22 protein-coding genes, 1 pseudogene and 1 riboswitch are annotated in these 24,133 nt (G+C 63.3%); of the genes and pseudogenes, 14 read left to right on the top strand and 9 right to left on the bottom strand.

Annotation, left to right across the window (positions count from 1 at the left end):
- The first annotated feature begins 15 nt into the window (after positions 1-15).
- The 5 genes from PT015_RS13545 to PT015_RS13525 all read left to right on the top strand — a co-directional run bounded on the left by PT015_RS13545 (position 16) and on the right by PT015_RS13525 (position 3,601).
- Complete coding sequence (locus tag PT015_RS13545) at positions 16-747, top strand: enoyl-CoA hydratase (protein WP_285185128.1); 732 nt, start codon at positions 16-18, stop codon at positions 745-747.
- 4 nt (positions 748-751) lie between these two features.
- Positions 752-1,879, top strand: coding sequence for an MBL fold metallo-hydrolase (locus PT015_RS13540; RefSeq protein ID WP_285185127.1), 1,128 nt, complete (start codon positions 752-754; stop codon positions 1,877-1,879).
- Positions 1,880-1,897: 18 nt separating this feature from the next.
- On the top strand, positions 1,898-2,338 hold the full coding sequence (locus PT015_RS13535) for a type II toxin-antitoxin system Rv0910 family toxin (RefSeq protein ID WP_285185126.1): 441 nt from the start codon (positions 1,898-1,900) through the stop codon (positions 2,336-2,338).
- Between the two features lie 68 nt (positions 2,339-2,406).
- Positions 2,407-3,180 (top strand): VOC family protein, encoded by a 774-nt coding sequence (locus PT015_RS13530; protein ID WP_285185125.1) that lies wholly within the window; start codon positions 2,407-2,409, stop codon positions 3,178-3,180.
- A 16-nt stretch (positions 3,181-3,196) separates the two neighbouring features.
- Positions 3,197-3,601: a hypothetical protein gene (locus tag PT015_RS13525; RefSeq protein ID WP_285185123.1), complete on the top strand. Its 405-nt coding sequence runs from the start codon at positions 3,197-3,199 to the stop codon at positions 3,599-3,601.
- Here PT015_RS13525 and PT015_RS13520 read toward each other — a convergent pair.
- The 6 genes from PT015_RS13520 to PT015_RS13495 form a co-directional block, all read right to left on the bottom strand.
- Positions 3,598-4,500, bottom strand: coding sequence for a winged helix-turn-helix transcriptional regulator (locus PT015_RS13520; RefSeq protein ID WP_285185122.1), 903 nt, complete (start codon positions 4,498-4,500; stop codon positions 3,598-3,600). The two genes, PT015_RS13525 and PT015_RS13520, sit on opposite strands and share 4 nt — an antisense overlap.
- The gene (locus tag PT015_RS13515; RefSeq protein ID WP_285185120.1) at positions 4,490-5,977 is read right to left on the bottom strand and encodes a carotenoid oxygenase family protein; all 1,488 of its coding nucleotides are present in this window, start codon (positions 5,975-5,977) and stop codon (positions 4,490-4,492) included. Before PT015_RS13515 ends, PT015_RS13520 begins: the two co-directional genes overlap by 11 nt.
- Positions 5,977-7,191: an acetyl-CoA acetyltransferase gene (locus PT015_RS13510; protein WP_285185119.1), complete on the bottom strand. Its 1,215-nt coding sequence runs from the start codon at positions 7,189-7,191 to the stop codon at positions 5,977-5,979. The genes PT015_RS13515 and PT015_RS13510 overlap by 1 nt, the downstream gene beginning before the upstream one ends.
- Positions 7,192-7,369: 178 nt before the next feature.
- A complete protein-coding gene (locus tag PT015_RS13505) occupies positions 7,370-8,194 on the bottom strand; it encodes a sulfurtransferase (RefSeq protein WP_285191100.1) in 825 nt (274 codons plus the stop codon).
- Entirely contained in the window at positions 8,191-8,550 is a 360-nt protein-coding gene (locus tag PT015_RS13500; RefSeq protein WP_285185118.1) for a hypothetical protein, read from the bottom strand. Before PT015_RS13500 ends, PT015_RS13505 begins: the two co-directional genes overlap by 4 nt.
- 81 nt (positions 8,551-8,631) lie before the next feature.
- Entirely contained in the window at positions 8,632-9,567 is a 936-nt protein-coding gene (locus PT015_RS13495; protein ID WP_285185117.1) for a lysophospholipid acyltransferase family protein, read from the bottom strand.
- Between the two features lie 357 nt (positions 9,568-9,924).
- Between PT015_RS13495 and PT015_RS13490 the strand changes: the two genes are divergently transcribed.
- The 6 genes from PT015_RS13490 (at position 9,925) to PT015_RS24715 (ending at position 18,037) form a co-directional block, all read left to right on the top strand.
- A complete protein-coding gene (locus PT015_RS13490; protein ID WP_285185116.1) occupies positions 9,925-10,203 on the top strand; it encodes a GlsB/YeaQ/YmgE family stress response membrane protein in 279 nt (92 codons plus the stop codon).
- Between the two features lie 31 nt (positions 10,204-10,234).
- On the top strand, positions 10,235-10,531 hold the full coding sequence (locus tag PT015_RS13485) for a DUF4235 domain-containing protein (protein ID WP_285185114.1): 297 nt from the start codon (positions 10,235-10,237) through the stop codon (positions 10,529-10,531).
- An 887-nt stretch (positions 10,532-11,418) separates the two neighbouring features.
- Positions 11,419-12,807 carry a hypothetical protein gene (locus PT015_RS13480; RefSeq protein WP_285185113.1) on the top strand — a complete coding sequence of 463 codons (1,389 nt, stop codon included), beginning with the start codon at positions 11,419-11,421 and terminating at the stop codon, positions 12,805-12,807.
- A 359-nt stretch (positions 12,808-13,166) separates the two neighbouring features.
- Positions 13,167-14,981, top strand: a complete 1,815-nt coding sequence (locus PT015_RS13475; protein ID WP_285185110.1) for an ATP-dependent nuclease — start codon at positions 13,167-13,169, stop codon at positions 14,979-14,981.
- Positions 14,965-16,752, top strand: a complete 1,788-nt coding sequence (locus PT015_RS13470; protein ID WP_285185109.1) for a UvrD-helicase domain-containing protein — start codon at positions 14,965-14,967, stop codon at positions 16,750-16,752. Before PT015_RS13475 ends, PT015_RS13470 begins: the two co-directional genes overlap by 17 nt.
- Positions 16,753-16,765: 13 nt before the next feature.
- Positions 16,766-18,037, top strand: a complete 1,272-nt coding sequence (locus tag PT015_RS24715) for an endonuclease domain-containing protein (RefSeq protein WP_390887809.1) — start codon at positions 16,766-16,768, stop codon at positions 18,035-18,037.
- 252 nt (positions 18,038-18,289) lie between these two features.
- Here PT015_RS24715 and PT015_RS13465 read toward each other — a convergent pair whose 3' ends face one another.
- From PT015_RS13465 to PT015_RS13455, 3 genes are read right to left on the bottom strand one after another with little or no spacing between them, the layout of a single operon-like run.
- A complete protein-coding gene (locus PT015_RS13465; protein ID WP_285185108.1) occupies positions 18,290-18,664 on the bottom strand; it encodes a hypothetical protein in 375 nt (124 codons plus the stop codon).
- Positions 18,665-19,246 (bottom strand): hypothetical protein, encoded by a 582-nt coding sequence (locus PT015_RS13460; protein WP_285185107.1) that lies wholly within the window; start codon positions 19,244-19,246, stop codon positions 18,665-18,667.
- The gene (locus tag PT015_RS13455) at positions 19,243-20,634 is read right to left on the bottom strand and encodes an AAA family ATPase (protein ID WP_285185106.1); all 1,392 of its coding nucleotides are present in this window, start codon (positions 20,632-20,634) and stop codon (positions 19,243-19,245) included. The genes PT015_RS13460 and PT015_RS13455 overlap by 4 nt, the downstream gene beginning before the upstream one ends.
- A gap of 516 nt (positions 20,635-21,150) precedes the next feature.
- Between PT015_RS13455 and PT015_RS13450 the strand changes: the two genes are divergently transcribed.
- The 3 genes and pseudogenes from PT015_RS13450 to PT015_RS13445 all read left to right on the top strand — a co-directional run bounded on the left by PT015_RS13450 (position 21,151) and on the right by PT015_RS13445 (position 23,650).
- Positions 21,151-21,966: a hypothetical protein gene (locus tag PT015_RS13450; RefSeq protein ID WP_285185105.1), complete on the top strand. Its 816-nt coding sequence runs from the start codon at positions 21,151-21,153 to the stop codon at positions 21,964-21,966.
- A 449-nt stretch (positions 21,967-22,415) separates the two neighbouring features.
- Positions 22,416-22,495, top strand: a riboswitch (ZMP/ZTP riboswitch).
- A pseudogene (locus PT015_RS24710) lies at positions 22,455-22,592 on the top strand (hypothetical protein); the annotation flags it as partial. It overlaps the preceding riboswitch by 41 nt.
- 119 nt (positions 22,593-22,711) lie before the next feature.
- Positions 22,712-23,650: a hypothetical protein gene (locus PT015_RS13445; protein WP_285191099.1), complete on the top strand. Its 939-nt coding sequence runs from the start codon at positions 22,712-22,714 to the stop codon at positions 23,648-23,650.
- The last annotated feature ends 483 nt before the right edge of the window (positions 23,651-24,133 follow it).

Raw genomic sequence — 24,133 nt, 5'->3', positions numbered from 1 at the left:
ACTAGGCTTACCCGCATGATCGGTGTGACCCGCGTCGGCGACGTGTTGACCATTGAGTTGCAGCGTCCTGAACGGCGCAACGCGCTCAATTCCCAACTCGCCGAGGAGTTGCGGCAGGCCATTGAGCAGGCCGCAGGCGAGGACGTCAAGGTCGTTGTGCTGACCGGGCAGGGCACGGTGTTCTGCGCCGGCGCCGACCTCAGCGGCGACGCGTTCGCCGCCGACTACCCCGACCGGTTGATCGCGATGAACCTGGCGATCGACGCAACGCCGGTCCCGGTCATCGCCGCGATCAACGGCCCGGCGATCGGCGCCGGCCTGCAACTCGCGATGATCTGCGACCTTCGGGTCGTGGCACCTGAGGCATTCTTTCAGTTTCCGACCTCGAAATATGGCCTGGCGCTGGACAATTGGAGCATCCGCAGATTGTCTTCACTGGTGGGGCACGGGCGTGCCAGGGCGATGCTGCTGACGGCCGACAAGCTGACCGCACAGGACGCTCTCATCACCGGGATGGCCAACCGGATCGGGACACTGGCCGACGCGCAGACGTGGGGCGCGGAAATCGCCGGACTCGCCCCGCTGGCGCTGCAGCACGCCAAACGGGTGCTGAACGACGACGGCGCCTACGAGGACCAGTGGCCGGTGCACAAGGAACTGTTCGACAAGGCGTGGGGCAGTCAGGACGTGATCGAAGCGCAGGTCGCCCGGGTGGAGAAGCGACCGCCGAAATTCCAGGGGGCCTAGTCGGATGCTGCGCGGTGCGCTGCGGTTTGCAGTCGGCACGGTCTCGCTCGCAACGGGCGGGTGGGTGTTGCGCGCGCTGCACGGCGCCCCCGCCGCGCTCGGCGCCCAGCCGGGCGACATTCGCGGGGTCGCCGAACGCTCACCGAATTTCCACGACGGCGTTTTCGTCAACCTCGAGCCGGCCTCGTTCAACCTCGACACCGAGGAACAGCGCAACATCTTCTGGGAGCTGATCACCGGCCGGGCCGCGGCCAAACCCGTCGCCGACATCCCGTTGATCACCCCCGAGCCGCGGACGTTCGACGCCCCCGCCGGCCGGATCGCGGTCAGCTGGTTCGGACATGCGACGGCGTTGCTGGAGATCGACGGCTACCGCGTGCTCACCGACCCGGTCTGGAGCGAGCGCTGTTCGCCGTCGGACGTGATCGGTCCCGGTCGGCTGCATCCGCCGCCGGTGTCGCTGGAGTCGTTGCCGGCACTGGACGCGATCGTCATTAGCCACGACCATTACGACCACCTCGACATCGACACGATCATCGGGTTGGCCCGCACGCAGTGGGCTCCGTTTGTGGTTCCGCTCGGGGTGGGTTCACATCTGCGCGAGTGGGGCATTCCCGACGAGCGCATCGTCGAACTCGACTGGAACGAGCGCACCCAGATCGACGAGCTGACACTGATCTGCACACCGGCGCGGCACTTTTCGGGCCGGTTCCTCAACCGCAATGCGACGCTGTGGGCGTCGTGGGCGATCATCGGCCCGGCGCACCGCGCATACTTCGGCGGCGACACCGGCTACACCAAGAGCTTCGGCGACATCGGTTCCGAGCATGGACCTTTCGACGTGACGCTGCTGCCGGTCGGGGCCTACAACAAGCAGTGGCCGGACATCCACATGAACCCCGAGGACGCGGTGCAGGCACACCTGGACGTCCACGGCGGACTGCTGGTGCCGATCCACTGGTGCACCTTCCGGCTGGCACCGCATCCGTGGGCCGAACCGATCGAGCGGTTGCTGGCCGCCGCGGACGCCGCGGGTGTCACGGTCGCCGTGCCCAAACCGGGCGGACGGGTAGACCCCACGGCGCCAACGGAATTGGAGCCGTGGTGGCGGCTCGACGCATCCCCGCAGTAGAAGGGCTAGAAGCACGCCATGGCAAAGCTTTCCGGATCCATCGACGTTCCGCTGTCGCCCGAGCAGGCGTGGGAGGCCGCGTCCGACTTGTCCCGCTACAAGGAGTGGCTGACCATCCACCGGGTGTGGCGCAGCAAGCTGCCCGACACCCTGGAAAAGGGCACGGTGATCGAGTCGATCCTCGAGGTCAAGGGCATGGCCAACCGGATCACATGGACGATCGTGCACTACAAGCCGCCGGAGTCCATGACGCTCAACGGGGTTGGAGTCGGCGGCGTCAAGGTCAAACTGCTGGCCAAGGTCAAGCCCAAGGGCGACCAGTCGGTGGTCAGCTTCGATGTGCACCTCGGCGGCCCGGCGCTGTTCGGCCCGATCGGAATGATCGTCGCCGCTGCGCTGAAGGGCGACATCAACGAGTCCCTGCGCAAGTTCGTGACGGTGTTCGCACCCGCGCGATGAGTTTTAGCACCGGCGCCGGTCTCTATCGCTGAACCCCGCATCGGGGCCTGTCATCTCAGGAGGTCATTGTGCCCACCCGTAACGACGCGCCGCTCGGCGCTCCCTGCTGGCTCGACCTGTTGACGTCGGATTTGGAACGCGCGCAAGACTTCTACGGCACCGTGTTCGGGTGGACGTTCGAATCGGCCGGACCCGAGTACGGCGGATACGTCAACGCATCCAAGGATGGCCACCAGGTGGCCGGGCTGATGGCCAACTTCCCGGAGTCGCAGAGCCCCGATCGGTGGTCGACGTACTTTCGCACCGGTGACATCGGCGCAACCACGTCCGCGGTGGCCGAGGCCGGCGGAGCCACTTTCATGGGCCCGCACGAGGTGCCGGCCAAGGGTTTCATGAGTCTGGCCACTGATCCGTCGGGCGCGGTATTCGGGGGTTGGCAGCCGCTGGAACACCACGGTTTCGAGGTGATCGGCGAGGCCGGGTCGCCGGTGTGGCATCAGCTGACCACTCGAAACTTCTCCCGCGCGCTCGAGTTCTACCGCCGGGTCTTCGGCTGGCGGACCGAGGTCGAATCCGACACCGACGAATTCCGCTACAGCACAGCCTGGTTCGGCGATCAGCAGTTGCTCGGCGTGATGGACGGTGACAATTTCCTGCCCGAGGGCACGCCGGCGACCTGGACCACCTTCTTCGGCGCCGAGGATGTCGACGCAACCCTGCGGGTGATCGTCGAGCACGGCGGTGCCGTGGTGCGCGACGCCGAGGACACCCCCTACGGCCGGCTGGCCGCAGTGACCGACCCGACCGGCACGGGGTTCAATCTGTCGTCGCTGGAGGGCTAGCGGCTACTGTCGCAGTATGTCCCGTCTGCGCCCCGGTTGGATGGTCGCGCTGGCCGCGGTTGCGGTGGGCGTGAGCGCCTGGCTGCCCTGGTTGTCGACGGGCGCCGATGGGGGCCGGTGGGCCGCCGCGATCGGCGGTCAGCACGTCCAGCATCGATTCGGCACGGCGCAGCTGGTCGTCGTGTTGTCCTCGGCGCTGTTGGTGACGGGCGCGGTGGTCGGCCGTGGGCTGTCGACGCGCGCGGCATCGATTGCGGCGCTTATTATTTCGGCCGTTGTGCTGGCGCTGATGGTCCGGTACTACTCGGTCAACGTCAAGGCGCCGGTATCGGCGGCCTACGGTCTGTACGTCGCCGCGGCGGCGGCGGTTGCCGCTTTGGTGTGCTCGTTGTGGGCGCTGGCGGCCGCGCTGCGTCGCTAGTCGACGTCGACGTGCGCACCTTTCAGTGGTCGCGCGCACTGATCGCAGGTGAGTTGCCCGACAAAGGGTTTGCCGCACCCGACGTGGGTGAGCAACACGGCCGGGCCCTCGGGTGCGTGGAACCAGTGCTGTCCGCATTGCAGAGCGGCGATGATGACCGGGAAGAACGCCCGGCCCTTCTCGGTGAGCCGGTAGTTGGCCTCCCGCGACGTGCACAGCACGCCGTTTGCGCAGAACGTCTGCAACCGGTCCGACAGCAGCGACGGCGGGGCCCCGAGCTGGGTCTGGAAGTCGGAGAAGCGGCTGGTGCCGAGGAATGCGCACACCAACAACGCAGCGGCCCAACGGTTTCCGAAGACGCTCATAGTCTCCGGAAACAGGCCGGCCTGGCCGGCGCCCGACCGGCGACGGGTCGACCCGTCCGGTACCGAGCGCGGCCACGATCCGCTCGGGCCCCAGCGTGCCGACACCTCCTTCTCGGTCACCGCTTCGCCGCAGGCCCGGCAGGTCAACGTCGGCGCGAAGGCGCCGCCGCACTCCGTGTGCCGCATCCCCGGTAGCCGGTGGGCATGCTCGGGCACCCAGCGTCGTTCCCACTCCCAGATCGACAGCAGCACCGGCCAGAACGCCCGGCCGCGCTGGGTGATCAGGTATTCGGCCCGCACCGGACGGGTCTGATACTCGACCCGGTCCAGCAGGCCGTTGTCGACCAACACGCGTAACCGGTTGGCCAGCACGGTATTCGAGATCGGTAGGCGCTGCATGAATTCGCCGTAGCGGGTCGCGCCGAGCAGGGCCTGCTGGACGATCAGCAGCGTCCACTCGTCGCCGAGCAGTCCCATGATGCGGCCGACCGCATTGGTGCCGCCGGACGCCAGGGTGGTCGGCTCAGACGTCATGCCAGCGGCGCAACTGCGAACCGGGCGCCCAGGTGGCGTGCGTCCCGCTGGAAATCCGTTCCGGCAGAGCAACTTTGCACACCGGCCCGTCGCTGAACCGGGCGGCATCGAAGATCACGCAGTAGGAGGCGTCGGCATCCATGTCGGTGGTCAGCGTGATCAGGTACCCGTCGTCCTCGGCGGTGGCGTTGGGCCGCGGTGCCATCGCGGCCTCGCTGCCGAAGACCCCGTCGGCGAACTGGTAGTGCTGCTCGCCGCCGGTGCGCAGGTCGTGCTTGACCAGTCCGTCGAATAGGAACCAGCCCGGCTTGCCGGTCGCGGCGTAGGTGTAGCGGTAGCTGCTCGCGGCGTAGTCCGGGTTGATCGTGCCGAACTCGGTGATCGACTCCGACAACTGCTCTTCCTTGACCTCGCCGGTAACCAGGTTGAACCGCCACCGGTGCAGGCGGGCCTGCATCCGGTCGAGCGCGAGAAAGCGAAACAGCTTGTCCCACTTGTTGCCACCGGTGTCGGCGGGCTGCGGATCACCTTCGTAGAATCCGTCCAGCACGATCCAGTCACCGTCTTCGTAGGCATTCGTGAAATGCAGCACGAACGTCGGGTCGGCCTCGAACCAGCGAATCTCGCCGCTGCTGCCGTGTCGCGGCACCACAGCGAAGCGCGAGGGCATGTCCGGGTAGAACCGCGGCACATGGACGTCGTGCTGGAGTAGCTCCGGATCCCAGAACAGCGGGAAATCGTTGAGGATCGCGTAGTTTTCGGTGAATGCCATGTCGTGCGGCAGTCGCGGGCCGGGCAGCGGAATGTCGACGTAGTGCGCCAAGTCGTTGTTCTCGTCGACGACGCCGTAGTGCATGTACGGTGCCTGCTTGCTGTAGTTGAAGAACAGCAGCTCACCGGTTTTCGGGTCGACCTTCGGATGCGCGGACACCCCCCACTCGACCGGGAAGCCTCCGTTCCAGCTCTCCTTGCCCAGCGTGTTGGCCGAGAACGGGTCGACGCGGTACAGGTCGCCGCACTGGTAGAAGCTGGTCAGCGCGATACCCCGGTGCACGATCACGTCGGTGCTCGACGCGTCCTTCATCCGGGTGCGAGCGCCGCAGCCGCCGTCGCGCTTGGCCAGTTGCACCGGCTCGGCGAGGCCGGGCCACAGCGGCTCACCGGCGTCGTTCTCGGCGAGAAACCCGTCGGTGCGGACAAAGCGGTTGCGGTAGAACGCTTTTCCATCGCGGAAGCCGACGATGTGCAGCATGCCGTCGCCGTCGAACGGATGATATGTCTTGAGCGCCGGGTGTAACGGATTCTCGGTGTTGCGCAGGTAGACGCCGTCGAGGTCGCGGGGGATCTCTCCTTCGACGGCGACCAGGTCGTCGGCATCCCACTCATTGGTCTGCGGCCGCCACGGGCCGGTCCGGTACGGGTGGTCGTCGTCCTCGGGCAGGGTGGACAGATACTTGGCGACAACCTCGACATCCATCAGTTCACCTCGTTGACGACGAAGCTGACCGTGGTCGCGGTGCTGCCGCCGAAGTTCAGCGTGCCAAAGGTTTTCGCATTTTCGACCTGGTAGTCGCCGGCCGCGCCGCTGACCTGTTTGGCGGCGTCGACGAGCATCCGGATGCCCGACGCGCCGACCGGGTGGCCGCCGCCGATCAGGCCGCCGCTGGGGTTGACCGGCAGCCGTCCGCCGATCTCGATCTCGCCGTTCTCGATCGCCTTCCACGACTCGCCCGGCCCGGTGAGGCCGATGTGGTCGATCGCCAAATACTCACTGGGAGTGAAGCAGTCGTGCACCTCGATGCCGTGCAGGTCGTCGAGGTTGGCCTCGGCACGGCGCAACGCGTCGAGCACCGCCGCGCGTACATGCGGCATCACGTACGGATCGTCCGCCGCGCGGTCGAGCTTCTGCTGCAGCCCGAGTCCAACGGTGCGGTGACCCCAGCCCGCGATGCGGGCAATCGGCCGCGCGGTCGGATGCTCGCGCAGGTACTTGTCGGTGACCAGGACGACTCCGGCGCCGCCGTCGGTCATCTGGCTGCAGTCGAATCGCCGTAGCCGGCCCTCGATGGGCGGGTTGGTCTCGGCGTCATCGGTGATCGGGTCGGGGACTTTCCATTCTCTGGTCTGTGCGTTGGGGTTTCGCCGGGCGTTGCCGAAGTTGAGCTGGGCGACGGCCCGCAGGTGGGTCTCGTCGATGCCGTAGCGGCGGTCGTATTCGTCGGCGACGGTGGCGAACATCGACGGCCAGAGGAACTTCGCGTCGGCGCCTTCGTGCCCGGTCCACGCCGCGGCGCCGAGGTGCCGCGCGGCGGTGTCGCCGGGCACCGTCTTCTCCAGTTCGACGCCGAGCACCAGGGCGGTGTCGTAGTTGCCGGCCCGCAGGTCGGCCATTGCGGCGAGGGTGGCGATGCTGCCCGAGGCGCAAGCCGCCTCGTGTCGCGATGCGGGGGTGTCCCACAGCCCGTCGCAGACGGTCGCGGGCATCGCGCCGAGGTGGCCCTGCTCGGCGAACATCTCACCGAATGCGTTGGCGACGTGGATGACGACGATGTCGGCGGCGTCGACCTTGGCCGCGGTGAGGGTGGCGTCGACGATCTCGCGGGTCAGATCCGCGAAGTCGAGTCCTTCTTTGGTGAGGTTTCGGGCGAAGTCGCTTTGATAGCCGCCGAGGATCCAGACGTCAGTGTCCATGGATCGCACGTTACTACAACTAAAAGAGTGACACACCGCTGGAATATTTAGAGCGGCCTCACCAGCTCTCGGCTGAACCGGCGAGACCTGAGTAGGCGCGATGGTCGACCATCGTGCCTACCTCCCGAAGCGCATTGCCGTCGACGCCGAGAGGCAAACCTCATTCCGCGGAACCGGATTACTCGTCGCCGCGCGCCACCGGATTGGCCGGGTCCGAACTCCACTGCGACCACGAGCCGGGAAACATCGCCGCGTCGTAGCCCGCCGAGGCCAACGCCGCCACTGTGATCGCCGCCGTCACACCTGAACCGCAATACGCACCGATCCGGCTGTCGTCGACGCCGCGCTCGGCGAGCAGTCCGGCGATCGCGTCGCGCCCGAGGAAGGCGCCGTCGCCGTCGAGAACCGTGCCGCTCGGCAGATTCTTGGCGCCGGGAATATGGCCCGCGACCGAATCTATCGGCTCGACGTCGCCCCGGAAGCGTTCCGGCGCACGGGCGTCGAGCAGATCGACGTCGCCGACCTGCTGCGCGGTCAGGGTCGGTAGCGCGCCGCGGTAGAGGTCGTCGTGCCGTGCGGTGACGTCGCCGGGTGGCGGGTCGACCGGACCCGTCGACAGTCCACCAGTCCACGCCGGCAGGCCGCCGTCGAGGATGCGGACATCGGCGATGCCGGCCGCGGTGAGCACCCACCACGCCCGCGCCGAACCGGCACGATTCCAGTCGTCGTAGACGACGGTCGGCACGCCCTGGCGCAGACCCCAGCGCCGCGCCGCGGCCGCGAGATTGTGACCGGACGGCAGCGGGTGCCGGCCCCGACCCGCGACGGCATGGTCGCTGAGGTCGTCTTCGAGCGAGACGTAGACCGCGCCGGGCAAGTGGCCCTGCAGGTAGGCGGCGTGACCGTCGGGCTGGTCGAGGCGCCAGCGGACGTCGAGAATTGTCACAGGACCCCCGGCGTCGACCAGCGCAGCCAACTCCGCGGCCGTGATCAGCACGGTTATGGCTTGAACCCCAGATCATGCAGCGCGGCGACGCAGCCGGCCACCCAATCCGTCGCGCTCGCCGGCGCGGGGCCGCCGCCCATTTCGAGCTGGCAGACCGTCGCGGCGGTGTAGCCGGTCTTCATCTCGCTGGCCAGGTACGCGTGGTTCTGGGGGGTGGCGAAATAGTCGTGCTCGCTCTTGTAGCCGTCCTTGTACGACGGGCTGTTGACGTTGGCCGGGGGCGGGCCGTTGGTCGGACCGTGCGGACAGCCGTCGGCCGTGCAGGGCGGATCCGCGTGGGCCAGGGGAGCAGGCGCTAGGACAGCGGCCGCGACGGCTACGGCAACGATGGCGCGGTCGAGCATGTCTCGCATGATTCCACGGGCGCCGGACGCCGCACCGCGGAACTCCCGGGAAATCGCGGTATCTAACTAAATGCAAAGCACTTGGCGACGTCAGCCGAACACCGGCAACGCGCGCTTGCGTGCCAGCGCGTCCATCCCCCGCTGAATGCTGTCCTCGACTTCGTAGTACTTGCGATTCACGTAATCGTCGTCGTCGGCGCGGGCAGGATCATGGTCGAGGTTGATCGCAGGCATGAAGCGGGTCCGGATCTTGGCCGGGAGTGGGAGTTGCGGCAGCGCGGCGGGCGCGATGCCCCACGGCAGTGACAGTGCTAATGGAAAAACCTTGAGGCGCAGCAACTTATCGAGCCGCAGGGCCCGTGACAGCCGGTCGCCGCGGATCAGGACGGGCATGGCGTCGGCGCCACCGACCGTCGCGATCGGCACGATGGGGACTCCCGCGCAAATCGCCATCTTCACAAAACCTGTTCGGCCGGCGAGATTCGCCTGGTCGCGCTCGCGCCACGGGCGCAGCGAATCGACCTCGCCGCCGGGCCACAACGCGACGTCGTGCCCCTCGGCCAATGCCGTGGCGATCGCGTCCGGCGCCGCGGGTAAGACTCCCATCGAACGGAAGAATCTGCCGAACCCCGGAATCGCCATCAACGCGTCGTGTGCGGTGCCGTGCAATGTGCGCTCGGTTCCGAACCGCCTCCACCACTGCACTCCGACCGTCCAGGCATCCCAAACGAATGGCGCCCCCGAGTGGATGCCGATGAGCAGAGCCGGCGGATCGCCGACGTTCTCCCAGCCGTCGATCTCCATCCGGAACCAGTAGTCCATCAGCGCGTTCCAGAAGAACTTCTGCACATGCAGCGCGGATTCGTCCGGGCCGCTCAGGTCCCACTCGCCGGCGCGATCGGCGATCCAGCCACCGACCCCGCCGGATTGTTTCTCACGCCTGCCCTCTAACCGGGCACGCGTTTGCTCGGCGTGCTCATACGCCTGCTGCCGAAGGTCCGCTGACCTGTGATCGGTGTCACTCACAAGCCGCCGAGTACCCAAGCCTCAGGAATTGGAATCTGGGAGCGGGCCCGCTGGCGTGTTGTCGTTGGGTCCCTCTGGGTCTCGCTCGGACCCCTGCTCGAGGTCCTCCGCGGTGCGGCGCAGCTCGTTCTCTACCTCGTCCGCGCCCTCTGCTGGTGTGCTAATGGTGCCCGCCCCTCACGATGTTGCCGTTGATTGCTGTCCGACTGCGAGTACCCGCCCCCGCTCCGAATCTCGCGCGATGTTGCGTGTCAAGGCGTCAGGTTTGAAATCGGCCCCGCGCGGTATCCGTGACTGCCGCCAACCGACGGCAGGTCACGCGCCCGGGCCGCCATCCGCTGTCAGAGGAGACTCGTCGTGGTACTGCACATCATCTGGTTGATCATTCTCGGACTCGTCGTCGGTCTGATCGCCCGCGCCGTCGTTCCCGGCCGCCAACCCATGGGCTGGATCGCTACGGCCGTGTTGGGCATCGTCGGCTCCTACGTCGGTGGCACCCTGGGCAGCGTCGTCTTTCCGCCGCATAAGTTCGACATCCACCCGCCGATTCAGCACGCATTCCTTGGCGCGTTGGTCGGCGCGGTGCTGCTGTTGGTGCTGTTCAAAGCGGTCACGTCACGGACGCGCACCCTGTAAGAGCACCGGCCATCGACGAAACAGAGTTGTCATGAGTCAAGCATCGAAGGCGCTGTACTTGCCGCTTTCGGCAGCCACCAGCGTCGCTGGCGGCCTACTGGCCAGCGCACTGTTCGGCGTTATCTGGAAACGTCTCAGCGATGAGGAGCCGGCTCCACCAAACCCGAAAGACCTCAACCGTTCAGGCAGCACCGTCCTGCTGGGCGCGGGGCTGCAAGGCTTGGTGTTCGGCGTTGTAAAAGCGGCTGTCGATCGGGTGGGTGCTCGCAGCTACCAAGCGATCACGGATGAGCCAGCACCACAGAACGCACCGCTGGGTGTCGGCTGACCCGGCGCGAACTCCTTGCGTGATAGACGACCTGTGCCCCCGGCAGGATTCGAACCTGCGACACCGGCTTTAGGAGAGCCTGCAAGCTCAACCGGTCGAGGACTTGAAAGGTACTCCACACTGGCGATACGACGCCATCTGGTACCACCCGAGACCACGGTGTGTCGCGGATTTACCGACCAGGCACCGACCACAGATCAGCGTTCGATTCCGGGCTCATAAAAGAGCGAAGCCCCCAGCTGCAACCAGGGGCTTCATCACGGAGGCGAATATGGAAACCATCGCTTACACGCGCGCCGCGATTCTATCGCGGGCGGCCGACCGCATCACCGATCTCGATGGCGGGGGTGATGCGAAATGAATCCCTGGCGGGCCTCGACCCCAGACGAGATCGTAATCAAAACCGAGACTTATTCAATCGAGCAGCTGAGCAACGAGCTGGGCCCGCAGTACGTCCAGCTCTGGTCGCACGCATTGTCTAGAACGTTGGCCTTCGCCGCGCCTACAGATTGGGAGTTGGTGGATTGTCTCTGGCGAGTCGACATCCTCTCGCCACTTCGTTCACACGCCGTTGGTAGTGAACTTCCGGAGACAGAGCTGCACGATGATGTCGACAGCGCGCTCAAACGGCTGAAAAAACTGGGGCGCCTAGCGACGAAGCTAGGGAAGCAGTGACTCGGGACGTTCATGGTGAATGCGGGGGCGGTGCGACGAGCCGTAGCGCCGAAGGCGCGGAGGGCCGGAGCGTCGGCAGCGCGAGCGCAGCGAGCGCTCTTGGTAGTACTCAGAGTTATTGCTTCACAACCGGTCTGAGCGGCAAGGACGGCGGGCCGGCGAAAGCGCCCGATGTCAGCGAACGTCGACGTGAGCGGTGGGGTGCTCGCGCAATGCTCTGGCAGGCGTCCTCGCTCAAGGCGGTGCGCTGCTGCGGTCGGATGCTGCATAACGACGGCATCGGAGATCCCGATGATGGGCAAGGCGTGCTGGTGCGCCGCCGTAAGGTTGACGGCCGGATGGTGGCCAGCTTTCAGGGCTTGATGACGTGCGGGTCGGTGTGGGCGTGCCCGCGCTGCTCCGCGGTGATCGCTCACACTCGGGCGGAAGAAATCGGTGCGGCGGTGCGGGAATGCTACCGACGTGGCGGCACGGCGTACTTGTTGACACTGACGCTCCGGCATGCCAATCGCGACAAGCTCGCTGACCTTTGGGACGCGTTGAGTGCAGGCTGGCGGTCGGCATTTGGAACACGTGCCTGGACTGGTCAGAAGCCGCGGGAAACGCAGCGTCGCGGGCGAGTGGTCCAGATCGGCGAGATTATCGGCGATGCAGAATGTTTCGATGTCGCGGGGCTGGCTAGGGTCGTCGAGACGACTTACGGATTACCAGTTGATGGCGGACATGGATGGCACCTCCATATCCATGCGCTTGTGTTTTGCGCTTCGTCACTTGCTAGCGGCTTGGCGTCCGAACTGCCGGCTTGGCTGCCGCGAATCGATAATCGAGATTGGCTGGCCCGCAACGTCTTCGCATCTCGAATCCATGCTCGGTGGTCGACCGGTGTGAAGCGGATTGGCTACCGAATGCCGGGTGCGGTCGCGGTCGATCTGCGCGAGATCAACGACGACGGCGCTGAGTACCTAGGCAAGTACCTCGCGAAGGCGACGTACGATGCTGCCTCCAGGATCGGCATGGAAGTCTGTGGCGGTCAACTATCAAAGACCGCCCGCATCAACAGGAATCGCACGCCGTTCGAGGTATTGGCCGACTTGGCGTCGTCGGTCGACGCACGAGGATTTGGGGTCCGCACGCCGCGTCGGTGGTCGGTCGTGGAGGCTGGAGACGGCGACTGGGCCGTGATCGACGCCGAGACGGGGGAGGTGCAGTCAGTCACGGCACCCGGCGAATGGAAGATCTGGCACGAATGGGAGCAAGCCTCGAAGGGCCGTCGTCAGATCATGTGGTCACGACGTCGGAAAGACCCAACAACGGAGCGCGAGCATCTCTGGAATTTGCTACTTGCGGCCCGCGGGGCAACGGCTAACGAATCGGACGAGGCTCTCGCGGCAGTTGATACCTGCGATCAGGTCGTAGGAGAGATCAGCCGTGCTGACTGGTATCGAATCGTCATGTGGCGACCCGAACTGATCGTAGAAATTCTTGAGGCAGCGGAAAACGGCGGCACGCATGCTGTTTCAACGGCCTTGTCTGCCGGCGGAGCAACTAACTTGTATGAGCATCCGCCGCCAACGCTACAAGTGATTTCTGTTCGGAGATAAGCGCTGCTAGGGGGAGCCGGCTCAGGTTGCGGTTCCGCGAAATCATTCTGGGCGGGCTGCAGGGGCGGATCGTCAAGGATTTGGTGGCAGCAGGACGAGGTCATAGACGGAAGAGTGTCGGTCCCAGTCGCTAGCGTGAGCTCAGTGTGAGATGACCAAGGGCTCGAAAGGTGGGGTTTGTTGACTGGAAGGGATTTTCGGGTCGGGTATGCGCCGCCAGCTGTGAGCACGAGCCTTGGCGGAGTGGAAAGCGCCCGCGACGCTGTAGCCGTGCGTGCGATACGTGCGGAGCCATTGGACGGACTATGAGACTTCGGAGCTTGTCGCTAACGAATTTCCGCAGCTGTGAGCACGTCCAGGTGGAATTCGCCGACGACCTCACAGTGATTGCCGGAGAAAACGCGGCAGGCAAGAGCGCCTTGATCGATGCGCTCAGACTTGCGACGACCTCGGCAATTGAGGGAAGCGGCCTCGGTTTCCTCGCCGATTCGGATCCGACTCGCGGCACCGACGAGGCCACCGAAGTCAAGATTTCGGCCTCCTACGATGGACTGACCAGCAGCGAAAAAGCGATTTATCTAGCTGAATTGGTCGACGACGATGACGTGTTGACGTACAGCACCTCATATTCTCGGGACCCTGATCTTCCATATTGGCGCTCTGCCCGGCACTCTGTCGGGCGTCTCGGCGTCGACGATCCAGAGCCCCTTAATCGCAAACGGATCGCGCACGTCTATTTACCGCCGCTACGCGACGCGATCCGCGAGCTCGACACCCGCGGGGAACGCATAGCCGAGGTCTTGAAGGTCTTGACCTCAAGCGCGGAAGAAAAGCCAAAACGCGAGGAATTTGCGCTCGAAGCCAACGAAGCGCTCAGCTCAATTGCGTCGATGGATCTGCCGAGGGCCGCGCGTGACCGCATCGCCGACCATATGGACCGGATCACCCCTCCATCGCGGCACCATGATGTGCAGCTCGTCGGTAAAGACCAAGACCTCCGCCGGCTTGCCGGGCTGCTACGCGTACAGCTGGCCGACGAGGATATCGATCCAATCCGGTTGGCATCGTCCGGCCTTGGTTACGCCAACCTGGCTTTCATCGCCACCATCATCGTGCAGCTCGTCAACGCAAAAGATTACGACTTGACGTTGCTACTGGTCGAAGAGCCGGAGGCGCATCTGCATCCGCAGTTGCAGGCAGTGTTGTTGAGGTACCTCGAGGATCAAGCGGCGCAGTCGCGCCTCCGGGCTGAAGCTGACGCCACACTTGAACCGGCTGGACGTGTGCAGGTGGTGGTTTCAACGCACTCACCGAACATCGCCAGCGCCGTCTCAGTGGCGAAACTCGTTGTCACATCTCGCGCCAGACCCGGTGGACCGACACTGAGCAGTGGGTGGAGAACCGAGGTCACTGCGTTAACGAAGCTCGGTCTGTCACCTTCAGAGGTGCGCAAGCTCGATCGTTATCTGTCCGTGACGCGGTCGGCCTTATTATTTGCCAGACACGTTGTGCTGGTTGAGGGCATCGCCGAAGCAATCATCATTCCCGAGCTTGCCCGACTCGCGTGCGCTGGCGACGAGGTGAAGTTGCGCCACCTGGCCGCCACGTCGTTCATCGCCATCGACGGGGTGGACTTCGAGCCTTACCTGAACCTCCTGCTGAAGGGTTCTGCGCACCGTGTCGACCAGGTCATCGTTGTCACCGACGGTGATCCGGTCGACAAGCCGACTCCGCGAAAGTTAGGTGAACAGCGCCGCGAGCGGTACCTGGCAGCATTTCCCGAGGTGCCTCGTCTCGAAATATTAGTCGGCGGAACAACTCTGGAGGCGGAATTGTTCGCGATGGTCGACAATGAGGCACTCCTTAAGCAGGCTTACCTCGCGATGCATCCGCTATCGGAGGACAAATGGGAGCAGCTGTTCAGTCAACTCGGCGATGATCCCGAGGTTCGGGCGAAGGCCTTCGCCGAGGCGATCAAGACTAAGACAGGCGAGATCGACTTGGGCAAAGGCGATTTCGCTCAATTGGTATGCGAAGCCATCGCTCAAAGCCGCACGGAGGAACCGCAAGCAGCCTTCACCCCGCCTGCCTATCTAGCGAGCGCCATCAGCGCATTGATGAACGGCATCACCGACTCGCTCGACGCTGAGGACGCGGATGCCGACGGAGCTTAGCGATGCGCAGCAGGCGGTCCTAAAGCCTGAGATCCGTCTTGTGGAAGCATGCCCCGGTGCGGGCAAAACACGAGCGATCGTGGCGCGATACATCGCGACAGCAACGTCGAGAAACACAGCCGCCGCGCTACTGTCGTTTACTAACGCCGCAGTCGATGAAGCGGCGCGGCGTTGCGCAAACACTCCGCAAGCGACTCAAGCGCCAAACTTCATGGGAACCTTCGACAGCTTCCTTCGACGATACCTCCTAACGCCGGTCATCACCCGGCAGAACGGGAAGCCGCCTCGGTACGTCGACACGTGGAATGACCTGCCTGCCAACGTGTTCAGCACCGATCTTCGATTCGTAGGCGTGAATGGAAAGGGGCTCTCGCTGGCACACTTCCATGCGGACATCAGCGGCAGCCTGCATTATCCAGCTGACGCTGCCGACGCCGCACCCGCGGACGATCGCCCGTACGTAATAGAGCTGGCGAAAGCTGGCTACATGCCGTCGGATCTGCGCGAACTCGCCGAAGCGAGGGTCGGGCATCTCACCTCGGCGGGCATCTTCGACTGCGAGCAGACGCGCTTAAAGGCCCTCAGCGTGCTGCGTGAGTCAGACATGACCTGGCTACATGAGCGGTTGGCTCACCGCTTCAGTGAAATCATCGTCGATGAGTTTCAAGACTGCTCAGCGATCGAACACGAGATCTTGCGATCACTGGTTTTGTTGGGTATCAGTGTAATCACTGTCGCCGACCCCGACCAGGCCATCTACGAGTTCCGCCAAGCCGAGCCAAGCAGCTACGTCGACTATCGGGACGCTCTGCCCGCCGACCAAGTTGTCTACTTGGACGAAAATTGGCGATCATCACCAGCGATTTGCGCCCTCGCCTCAAGCCTGCGGTCCATCAGCAACCGTCCGATCGTGTCTCGCCGCGACGCAGCCCAATCGCCGCACGCTCCGACGATCTACGTGACGGTAGGAAAGCCGAAATTCGCTCGTGCTCAATTCATTAGGCTCGCGAACGAGCTAGACGTCGAGAGCGGGCAGAGGCTGATCCTGGCGGCTACCCGTAAAGCGGCAGCCACCTTGTCGGGGCGGATCGACAATGCTAGTACCGCGACTACGAAGACGGGCCGAGTCATCAGAAATGTCGCCACGTTGCGGTACTCAGGCAGCGCTCGGGAGCGCCTCTCTGCTATGTCCGCGATCGAAGACGATCTGCTGAAGCTCATCAAAATACCGGATGATCTCCAAGGGGCCACCCGTGAAGAGCAACTCGATGCCGCCGCGCTGAGCAAATCGCAGTTGCGCGCCATGGTCTCGCGACTCGTGGACGCTTCCGCCACGTGGACCGACGCCGACACCGCAACGGAATCGATCCGTGTAACAGCCAAGGAGTTAATGGCTGACATTGAACTCGGTCATAAGTCGGTCAAGCAGCAGTTCAAATCCGCGAAATCCGCCGACTTCAAGGCCTACGCCAAGGCGGCATCGGTCGGCGGCCCGCAGACTGAAGTGGCTGGGGCGCATATCCATTCAGTCAAGGGGGGCGAGCGCGATGCCGTAATGCTCCACATAGAGGACGAGCCAGTCGGCGCCCGCCCGCATATCCTCGCGCTGTGGGCGTCCGGCAACACTCACGAGGCGCGACGTGTTCTCTATGTCGGAGCGAGCCGTGCCAGTAGGCTACTGGTCCTGGCGGTGAGTCCACAGCATCTGGATGCTCTACGAGCGATACTGAAAAACGCTGGAGTCGACGCGACGTACCTGGTCGAGAACTAAACCGCGCCTGCCGATGTTGCGGCGGTGCCTTTCGGCGAGTCAACGCCCCCCGCTTGTCGGTGCCGGCGCAGATACTGTCGTCGTGTACTCGCCCTACCGACCCTTGGCCTCCGGCGAGGTGCTGCCCCGCCACCACACTGATTTGCCCGAAGATAGCTTCAAGCTTCTGGTGTGGAATCAGATGGAGCACAGGACGATGCCGGAGATCGAGTGGGAGTCGCTTGTTCACGCTCAAAGTCAGTGTCCGCTCCTGAATTCAGGCACGAAACGCATCGACAACCATCATGGCCGCAAAGCTGTGCTGGGAAGCGATGGCGCGTATCACCTTGTCGGCGTTGACGGTTTAATGTGCGGAACCCCTGATGAGTCGGGGGTAGTGCATCATTCGCGGAGCTACTCCACGATGCGCAAAGACGGCGTTTACAAGGCTCGGCCGCGCATCACGACGGTCGATGAATTGACGGATTGGGAGAGTGTCTGCCGAGAATACGATTGGAATTTCACGCTCACTTCGGAGTCGCGCGACCCAGCCAGTGTTCATACGCGGCAACGTTGCGATGGAGGCCACTGTCCAGGTTTCAGGAATCCGGCGAGCGGCGTCGGGAGGATTCGGGTAGCGCTAGCGGACAAGTTGGGTAGCGAATGTCATTGTTGTTACCGGTGTCCCAGCCAATACGTGGACCATGACCACCTGGCCGGAACCGTTCGCGGATTGCTGTGCGCCGACTGCAACGGTCAGGTTGACCAATGCACCCATCTGTCCGGGTGCATGTATGCCGACTACCTCAATGCTCCGCCCGCTGCTCCGTTTGGGCTGCGGTATCCAAAATATCGAAAGACTGCGTCCGACTTGAGGCGCGAAGCCGCGCTCGGCGTCCCGATGACTGAGACCCCACCAGTTTCTCAATGGCGTTGGACCCCAACGCTTAACGCCGGTTTCTACCCCGCAAGCTACAGCGTCGATCACTCGATGATGCTCGTTCAGAATGTAGTCAGGTCGGCACGTAGATGTCTTTGTTCAAGCAGCGCGCGGGCGCACTGCACAGAGATTTATTCGGGAGTCGCAACGGTGACGCGCCACGATATTTGCGGTGGCGTCATCAGTATCTCGTACCGGTGCTCGGAGGGCTGCCGGCGTGCGCGCGGCACACGGACGGCGTTGGGACACGGGTTGTTTCGGTGTGTCACCTGCCAAATGCCACTATGTGGCAGCTGCACGCGAGTTCCCCGTCGCGTAGATCCAGGGCAGCGTTACTGTGACGGATGCACCGCTGGCAAGCCATGAGCTGTCGCGCTCGCGTCCCCCTCACCAGTGTTAGCGACGCGGCCGAAGACTTACCCGAATACGCGAAAGCCGGGCGACCGAACAAAACGTGCTGGCTCCCGGCTCCACTTCCTTGGCTCTTCGCCAAAGCGCTTCTAACGCTACACCAGAGTCTTGCCGTAGAGACTCTCGGTCGACCAGAGATTTCGAGCATCCTTAGAAATATGGAAGAGACCTCAGTGTCGCGATTGCCTTAACTAGCAGCGAGACTGCTCAAGGACCGTCACTGTCAGTGATGAATGCCTTCGCGGCGCGGTGGACGGGCGGGTAGTCATCTCTGCGGATGAGCGCGACGGGCGTTTCGCTATCGAGGCGTGAATTCGCCGATAGCAGCCAGCTACGGGCCACTTGATCCCCATCGAAGTCCTCGATCGAGCGGAAGATTTCGTAGGCGATTTTAAGGCGTCGGGCTTCTTCGCTCGAAGGTTTGGCATGAGCGCTATCGCCTGGAGGTGCCGCCCAGCGGTTCGGCAGTGTTCGGCTTCTCGACCGAGCGATGTAGGCAACAGCGGTGCGGCCAAGCCGGTCCAGCAGATAGGCGCTCATTTCATTGGTACTAGTTGTGAGCCAGAACATTTCGATTCCCAACTACTTCGGCTCATAGCGAAGCGTCTCTGCGCACGTCGCGCACAGAGTCTTCACCCGATAGGTGGTTCCATGAAGCAGGCCCGGCTCAGCGCAGCATTCGCATGTACTGGCCGATAGACGTTCCGCTTCAATCACAAGGCTTTCAAACGCATTCCACACTTCTTCCGAAGCTTTATCGCTCGGTCTGCAGTAGTAGCGCAGCGTGCCGAACTTCTCTTTGACCTGGTGTACCTCGTAGTCGGAGTCGAGGGCTGACAGACGCTCATCGAGAGTCGCAATAATCGCGTACCAGCCGGCATCATGACTGATCCAGCGTCCCCAGTCATCCGGGATTCTGCGCAGGATCTGTTCCAGCACAGCGGAGTACGGTCCTGCATCCGGCGGGACATGTAGCGCGTTAGTTAGCTTCTGTTGGTCGATGTCGATAGACATCAGGCGGTTCAACGCTCCCTGTATGTCATCGCGGGTGGTGGTGCCATCCTGCAGCCCGGAAGACATCTCTTGCATATCCGAATGCGCCGCTGCCCAACGCGCCTTCTCGGCATCCGTCAGGTCTGGAAAGTGCTTCTCGTCGGATGTCATAGGTACAAGCCCTCGGGAGTAGCAGTGCGATAGCGACCGCTCCCTACTTCGGCGAGAAGCCTTGCGGTGGAGACATATCCGTCTTCATTCGCTAGCAGCGCGCGACGTACGATTTCCCGGATGTCGCTGCCGCTGGTTTGTTCGGGCATCGCGGCCGCTACCGCTGCAGAGTCGACAGTCCCGCCGCCCGGTAGACCTCGGCTGAACGCCGCCACGATTCTTGCGGCATCACCGCGATCCGGGTAGCCAACGGCGACAATGGAATCAAACCGACCTGTGCGAATCGCCGCCGCGTCCAATGTTGCAGGGTCATTGGTTGAAGCCAGCGTCAAGATGCGCGCCTCCGGTTGAATATCCATGGCTTGCAGCAACTCTGACAGGCCGGCTCCGCCCCCCACGCCGCGGCGTTGGCACCACAAGTCGACGTCTTCTACTACCAATAAAACCGGACCGCCGAGCCGCTGAGCTTCTTCGACAACGACTGTCAGCAATGCTGCGCCGGCCTGGGCCTCGACATAGATAACACTGAATTCGCCAACCAGCTCGTTGGCGATGACGGCGCTGACCGCTGACTTGCCGGTACCGGGTGGGCCGCACAGCAGCACTCCACGTCGGGTTCCTAGCCCGTGCGCGTTGAGGACAGCATGACGATCGCGAACCGCGGTAACCGAAAGGTCGACTTCGGCCCACACATCGGCGGGCACGATCACGGTGCGGCGACTAGCCGTACTAGGCAGGTCGATGATTGTCAGACTGAGGCCGTCTGTGTAGGTAGCTCGTAGTGCTCGTCCCCGGTAAGGATTGAGTTCGCGGCCACGCTCGGCCAGGCGGTCAAGCACATCGCGGGCCTGCTTCTGCACGTGTGGCCGCACATAGACGCTCAGTTGCGCTTGATGCATCATCCCTTCGGCAATGCCAATGACGCAGCCCGCATCGTCGAGGAGCGTGCCCGGGGGAAAATGCACGCGCAGACAAGACGGGTAACGATAGAGCCGTCCTCCAACCTCCGTTTGAGTCCACCTGGGCGGGCTGCCGTTGAAGTGACCGGAACCGATTTCGCAGCTCTCGGAATATTCGTCAATCCACTCCGCGAGTGCTATCGCGTCGGTCAGCCGCGATACCCCGTTCAGCGGTCGGCTCTCGTCTAGCAGGTGTCCACAGTCGGCCACATCCAGGCAGCGCGCTGTGAACCGCTCGGCGTTTTCGCCGCTGGCCTGAGTCTCGAAGACTCCGGTCAGCAGCTCCCCAAGGGCATGCAAGGTCTGCAGAATGGCCGAATCGAGGCCAGCGAGCCAGGCGTCGACGTCCGTGATGTTGCGGCGCCGCAGTCGGGGACCGTCAGCTACATCATCCATCGGCTCAATCAGTTCGTCATCAGACAGTGTCATGGCCCCATCGGTTTCTTCGGTAAAAGATCAGCCGTCCAGAATTGCATTCGCGCCAACCAAGGTCAAGGCCTATCTAGCCGGCTAGCGCATCGAATTACGTTGTACCACAACATTAAAAGAAATACATCGTCTCCAAATGGAGGTGCTCATTAGCCGCCATTCGGGGCCGCGCTTAGTCAAGCAGTGCTGACTAGCGGTAAAGATCGTCCTGCTATGAACAAGACTCGATAGCTGCCAGTCGCAGCGCAGTGCAGTGCAGTGCTTGCTGAAAACGGCTGTATAGCAGTGATTGTGGTGCAAGTCCGGCAATGATGTAAAGGAGTGGTGTCATCGCTCTCGTTGCAAGCGCTGCCAGCGAGCTCGTGGCGCGAGGCCAAGCATTCCGAGTTCGCCTCATTGTCGTACCGCTGCAATATCCTGGCACCAGGGAGGCGGAATGATCAAGACAGATAGCGCAATTGCGCGGAGCGATGAGTCTGCGTGGAGGAGTAAAAACGTATGAACCTTCGAAGACTTATGACGAAGCTAAACTTTCGCGAAATCGATGATTACTTCGAACCAACGAAGACTCGGTCCGTTTTGGACGACTTCGGGGATGAGACGAGCGGGATTCAAGGCATCGTGCTCGGGGCTCGAATGGTCGGCGTCTCCTGGGATGCTATCCGGGCGCGTACCGGCGAGGACCTGTACTCGGCTGTGGCGAAGACCGCGTTGCCCAAGACGTCGGAATTGGGAAGAGACCAACTACGCGACCAACTCGTGGTTTCGACCTTGATGTTCAAGTCGATGCTGACAATCCGGATGGTTGCTTCGGCGATCCTGGAGATCGAAGCCATGCTGGCACGATACGGCGCCACCGAGTCTGATATCCGAAGCACCACAGCGTATTTGCGCACCGAGGACATGCGTCGGCGCGAACTGACAGGTGTGCGATCAGTCAGACCCGATGGCCTGCGATACGCCGCGGAAGTGCGTAAAGCGGAAGAATCGCGACGTGCCACGAAGCGCCTCGAGTCGACCGTGCCCGCGATCCGGCGCGAGTGCATCAGTGCCTTGGCAATGCTCGGAGCAGATTCGTCGGTAATCGCGGAAGCTGTTGGCATATCGCGAAGATCAGGTAGCCGGGCTTGTGCGCAGTGGGCCAGTCTGAAGCCAGCGAGCGTCGACGCGTGGCCGGTGGACCATGAACTCATTCAAGGCTGGGACGTCTACCGACGTGAGCTCTTAGACATCGCGTACGCCAGGGTTCGGAACGACCTACCTTGGGCTGAACGACTGATTGCCAGTGCAAAGTCCTCCTACCGAGAGATTTCGGCTAGGGGGCCACGCTGAAATGCGTCGCTGAGGCAGGCCGGCGCTAGATAGAAAAAGGAGCCCAGGTCGGTCGCAAGGACTGAATACCGGGCTCCTCGTTCTTCAACCGGACTACGCCAACGTTAAACCGGCCTTTGTCGTTCGATCTTACTTCGACACGGACTTACCTGTCCAAGCGCGACTCTGGCGGTCTCGCGACCGGCGTCGATCACTCATCGTCAAAGCCGACCTCGTCTCATCCGGCGTTCTTGAGCGATCGCGCTCCCTGACGAGACATGTTGGGAGATAGGTGTGATGCTGCTCACCGGCTGACCTTAAGCAGTCTGGGAATTGCCTTTGGGAAGGGATGTCGTCTTGGCGCAGCTCACCCTCGAAGGGAGAGACGCCATCACTCCGCTGCTCAGGTGCCTCGCGGGGCAAAGAGACGCGGCCGCGCATAGCGGGAACGCCTGTGCGGGGACCGGTAATGTGTGGAGTGCGACTGGCGTTGGCCGGGGTTTACCGGCATGGAGCGCGATGACTGGCATCGACCGCCTGGGTGCCACACAGTGCGAACTAGGAGCCGTCGTATGCGCTATGGAATGAATCCTCATCAGTCCGCGACGGTGGTGTCCGCCGGCGGACCAAAGGTCGTGAACGGCGAACCGTCGATGATCAATCTGCTTGACGGACTCAATGCTTTCGAGCTCGTCCGCGAAGCAGACGCTGTGAGCGGGTCTGCGGCGGCAGCATCGTTTAGCATGTCTCGCCGGCAGGAGCGGCGATCGCCGGCAGCGTCGACGAGACCGCAGCTCGAGTATGGCGCGTCGAGGGTGATGACTGTCCACCTTCGATATCCGCGTATGTGCGGGCGCGCGACGCTGATCCCAAGTCCTCGTTTGGCGACGTGGTCGCTCTGTCGAGGACTGTTGACGTGCCGACCGCTGAATTCTTGAAGACCGTCATCTGCGACGCGGTCATCGCCCCAGGTTTCGAACACCGTGCAGCGGCCATCTTGTCAGCGAAACGCAACGGACGATTTCTGGTCCTCGAGGCCAACGTGAACAGGTCAATGCCAGCCACCGAACGCCCCGACGTATGTGGAGTGACAATCGAGCAGGCACGCGACCATGCGTCTGTGGCCGCGGCGCTGCCTGACGATGGCCGTCTGGATCAGGCCCGCCGTAGGGATGCGCTTGTCGGGATGATCACGGCGCGCTACACCCAATCGAACTCCGTCGCATTCGTGCGGGACGGCGCGGCGATCGGCATTGGCGCCGGTCAGCAGAATCGTGTGGACTGCGTTCGATTGGCCGGCGGCAAGGCGCAGACCTGGTGGCTTCGACGACACACCTTCGTCGAGGAGCTCGCAGCCGTGGAAACGATGAGCCGCCAAGACCTCCTCAACTGGCAAATCCGCTTCGCCGCAAAGGAAATGACCGCCACTCAACTCGTCGACTTCACCGAATTATTCGGTCAGGAGGCCGGCCACCGCTACACCGACTCGACGTGGCGCAACGAGTGGCTCACTGGACTCACCGGCCTCACGATGGTCTCTGACGGGTATCTACCGTTCCGGGACAACGTCGAACACGCAGCGGCTGCAGGAGTCTCGACAATCGTTGAGCCGGGCGGCTCGGCACCATCCGCGGAGGTCGCCGAATGCGCCCAGAAACTCGGGATAACGCACGTGCAAACCCGACTGCGACTATTCCGCCACTAGGGACGTCGCTATTGCGCTGGTGACGGGGTACCAGATGCAGGTTCACAGCGAATGCACCGCCACCCGTTGTCTTATTGTTACCACATAATTCCCTTAAGAATCTTATTTTTGGGATAACATGGGCCGGGTCGATGGAACCTGCACCGAGCGCCTACCCGGTAATCGTTGCCCAACTGCGTAGGTTCCTCGGCTCGATCTAACCCGCACGAAAGGACCGCCACCCTGTGCCTGACCACTCACTCGACCAGCTACTCGCCACGATTACTGCGACCGCGTTACGTGCTGAGCCCGTCGGTCGTGACGAGCTCCTGGCGGTGCTGGGCAGCAGCGACGACCAACTCCTGGACGTGATTGCCGCCGCTGCGCGGGTGCGCCGGAAGTATTTCGGCAACCGCATCAAACTCAACTACCTGGTCAACGTGAAATCCGGTCTGTGCCCGGAGGATTGCAGTTACTGCTCTCAGCGCCTCGGGTCGACCTCGG

Source organism: Candidatus Mycobacterium wuenschmannii, from assembly GCF_030252325.1.
GTDB lineage: Bacteria > Actinomycetota > Actinomycetes > Mycobacteriales > Mycobacteriaceae > Mycobacterium > Mycobacterium wuenschmannii.
This window is presented reverse-complemented; position numbering and strand designations above follow the sequence as displayed.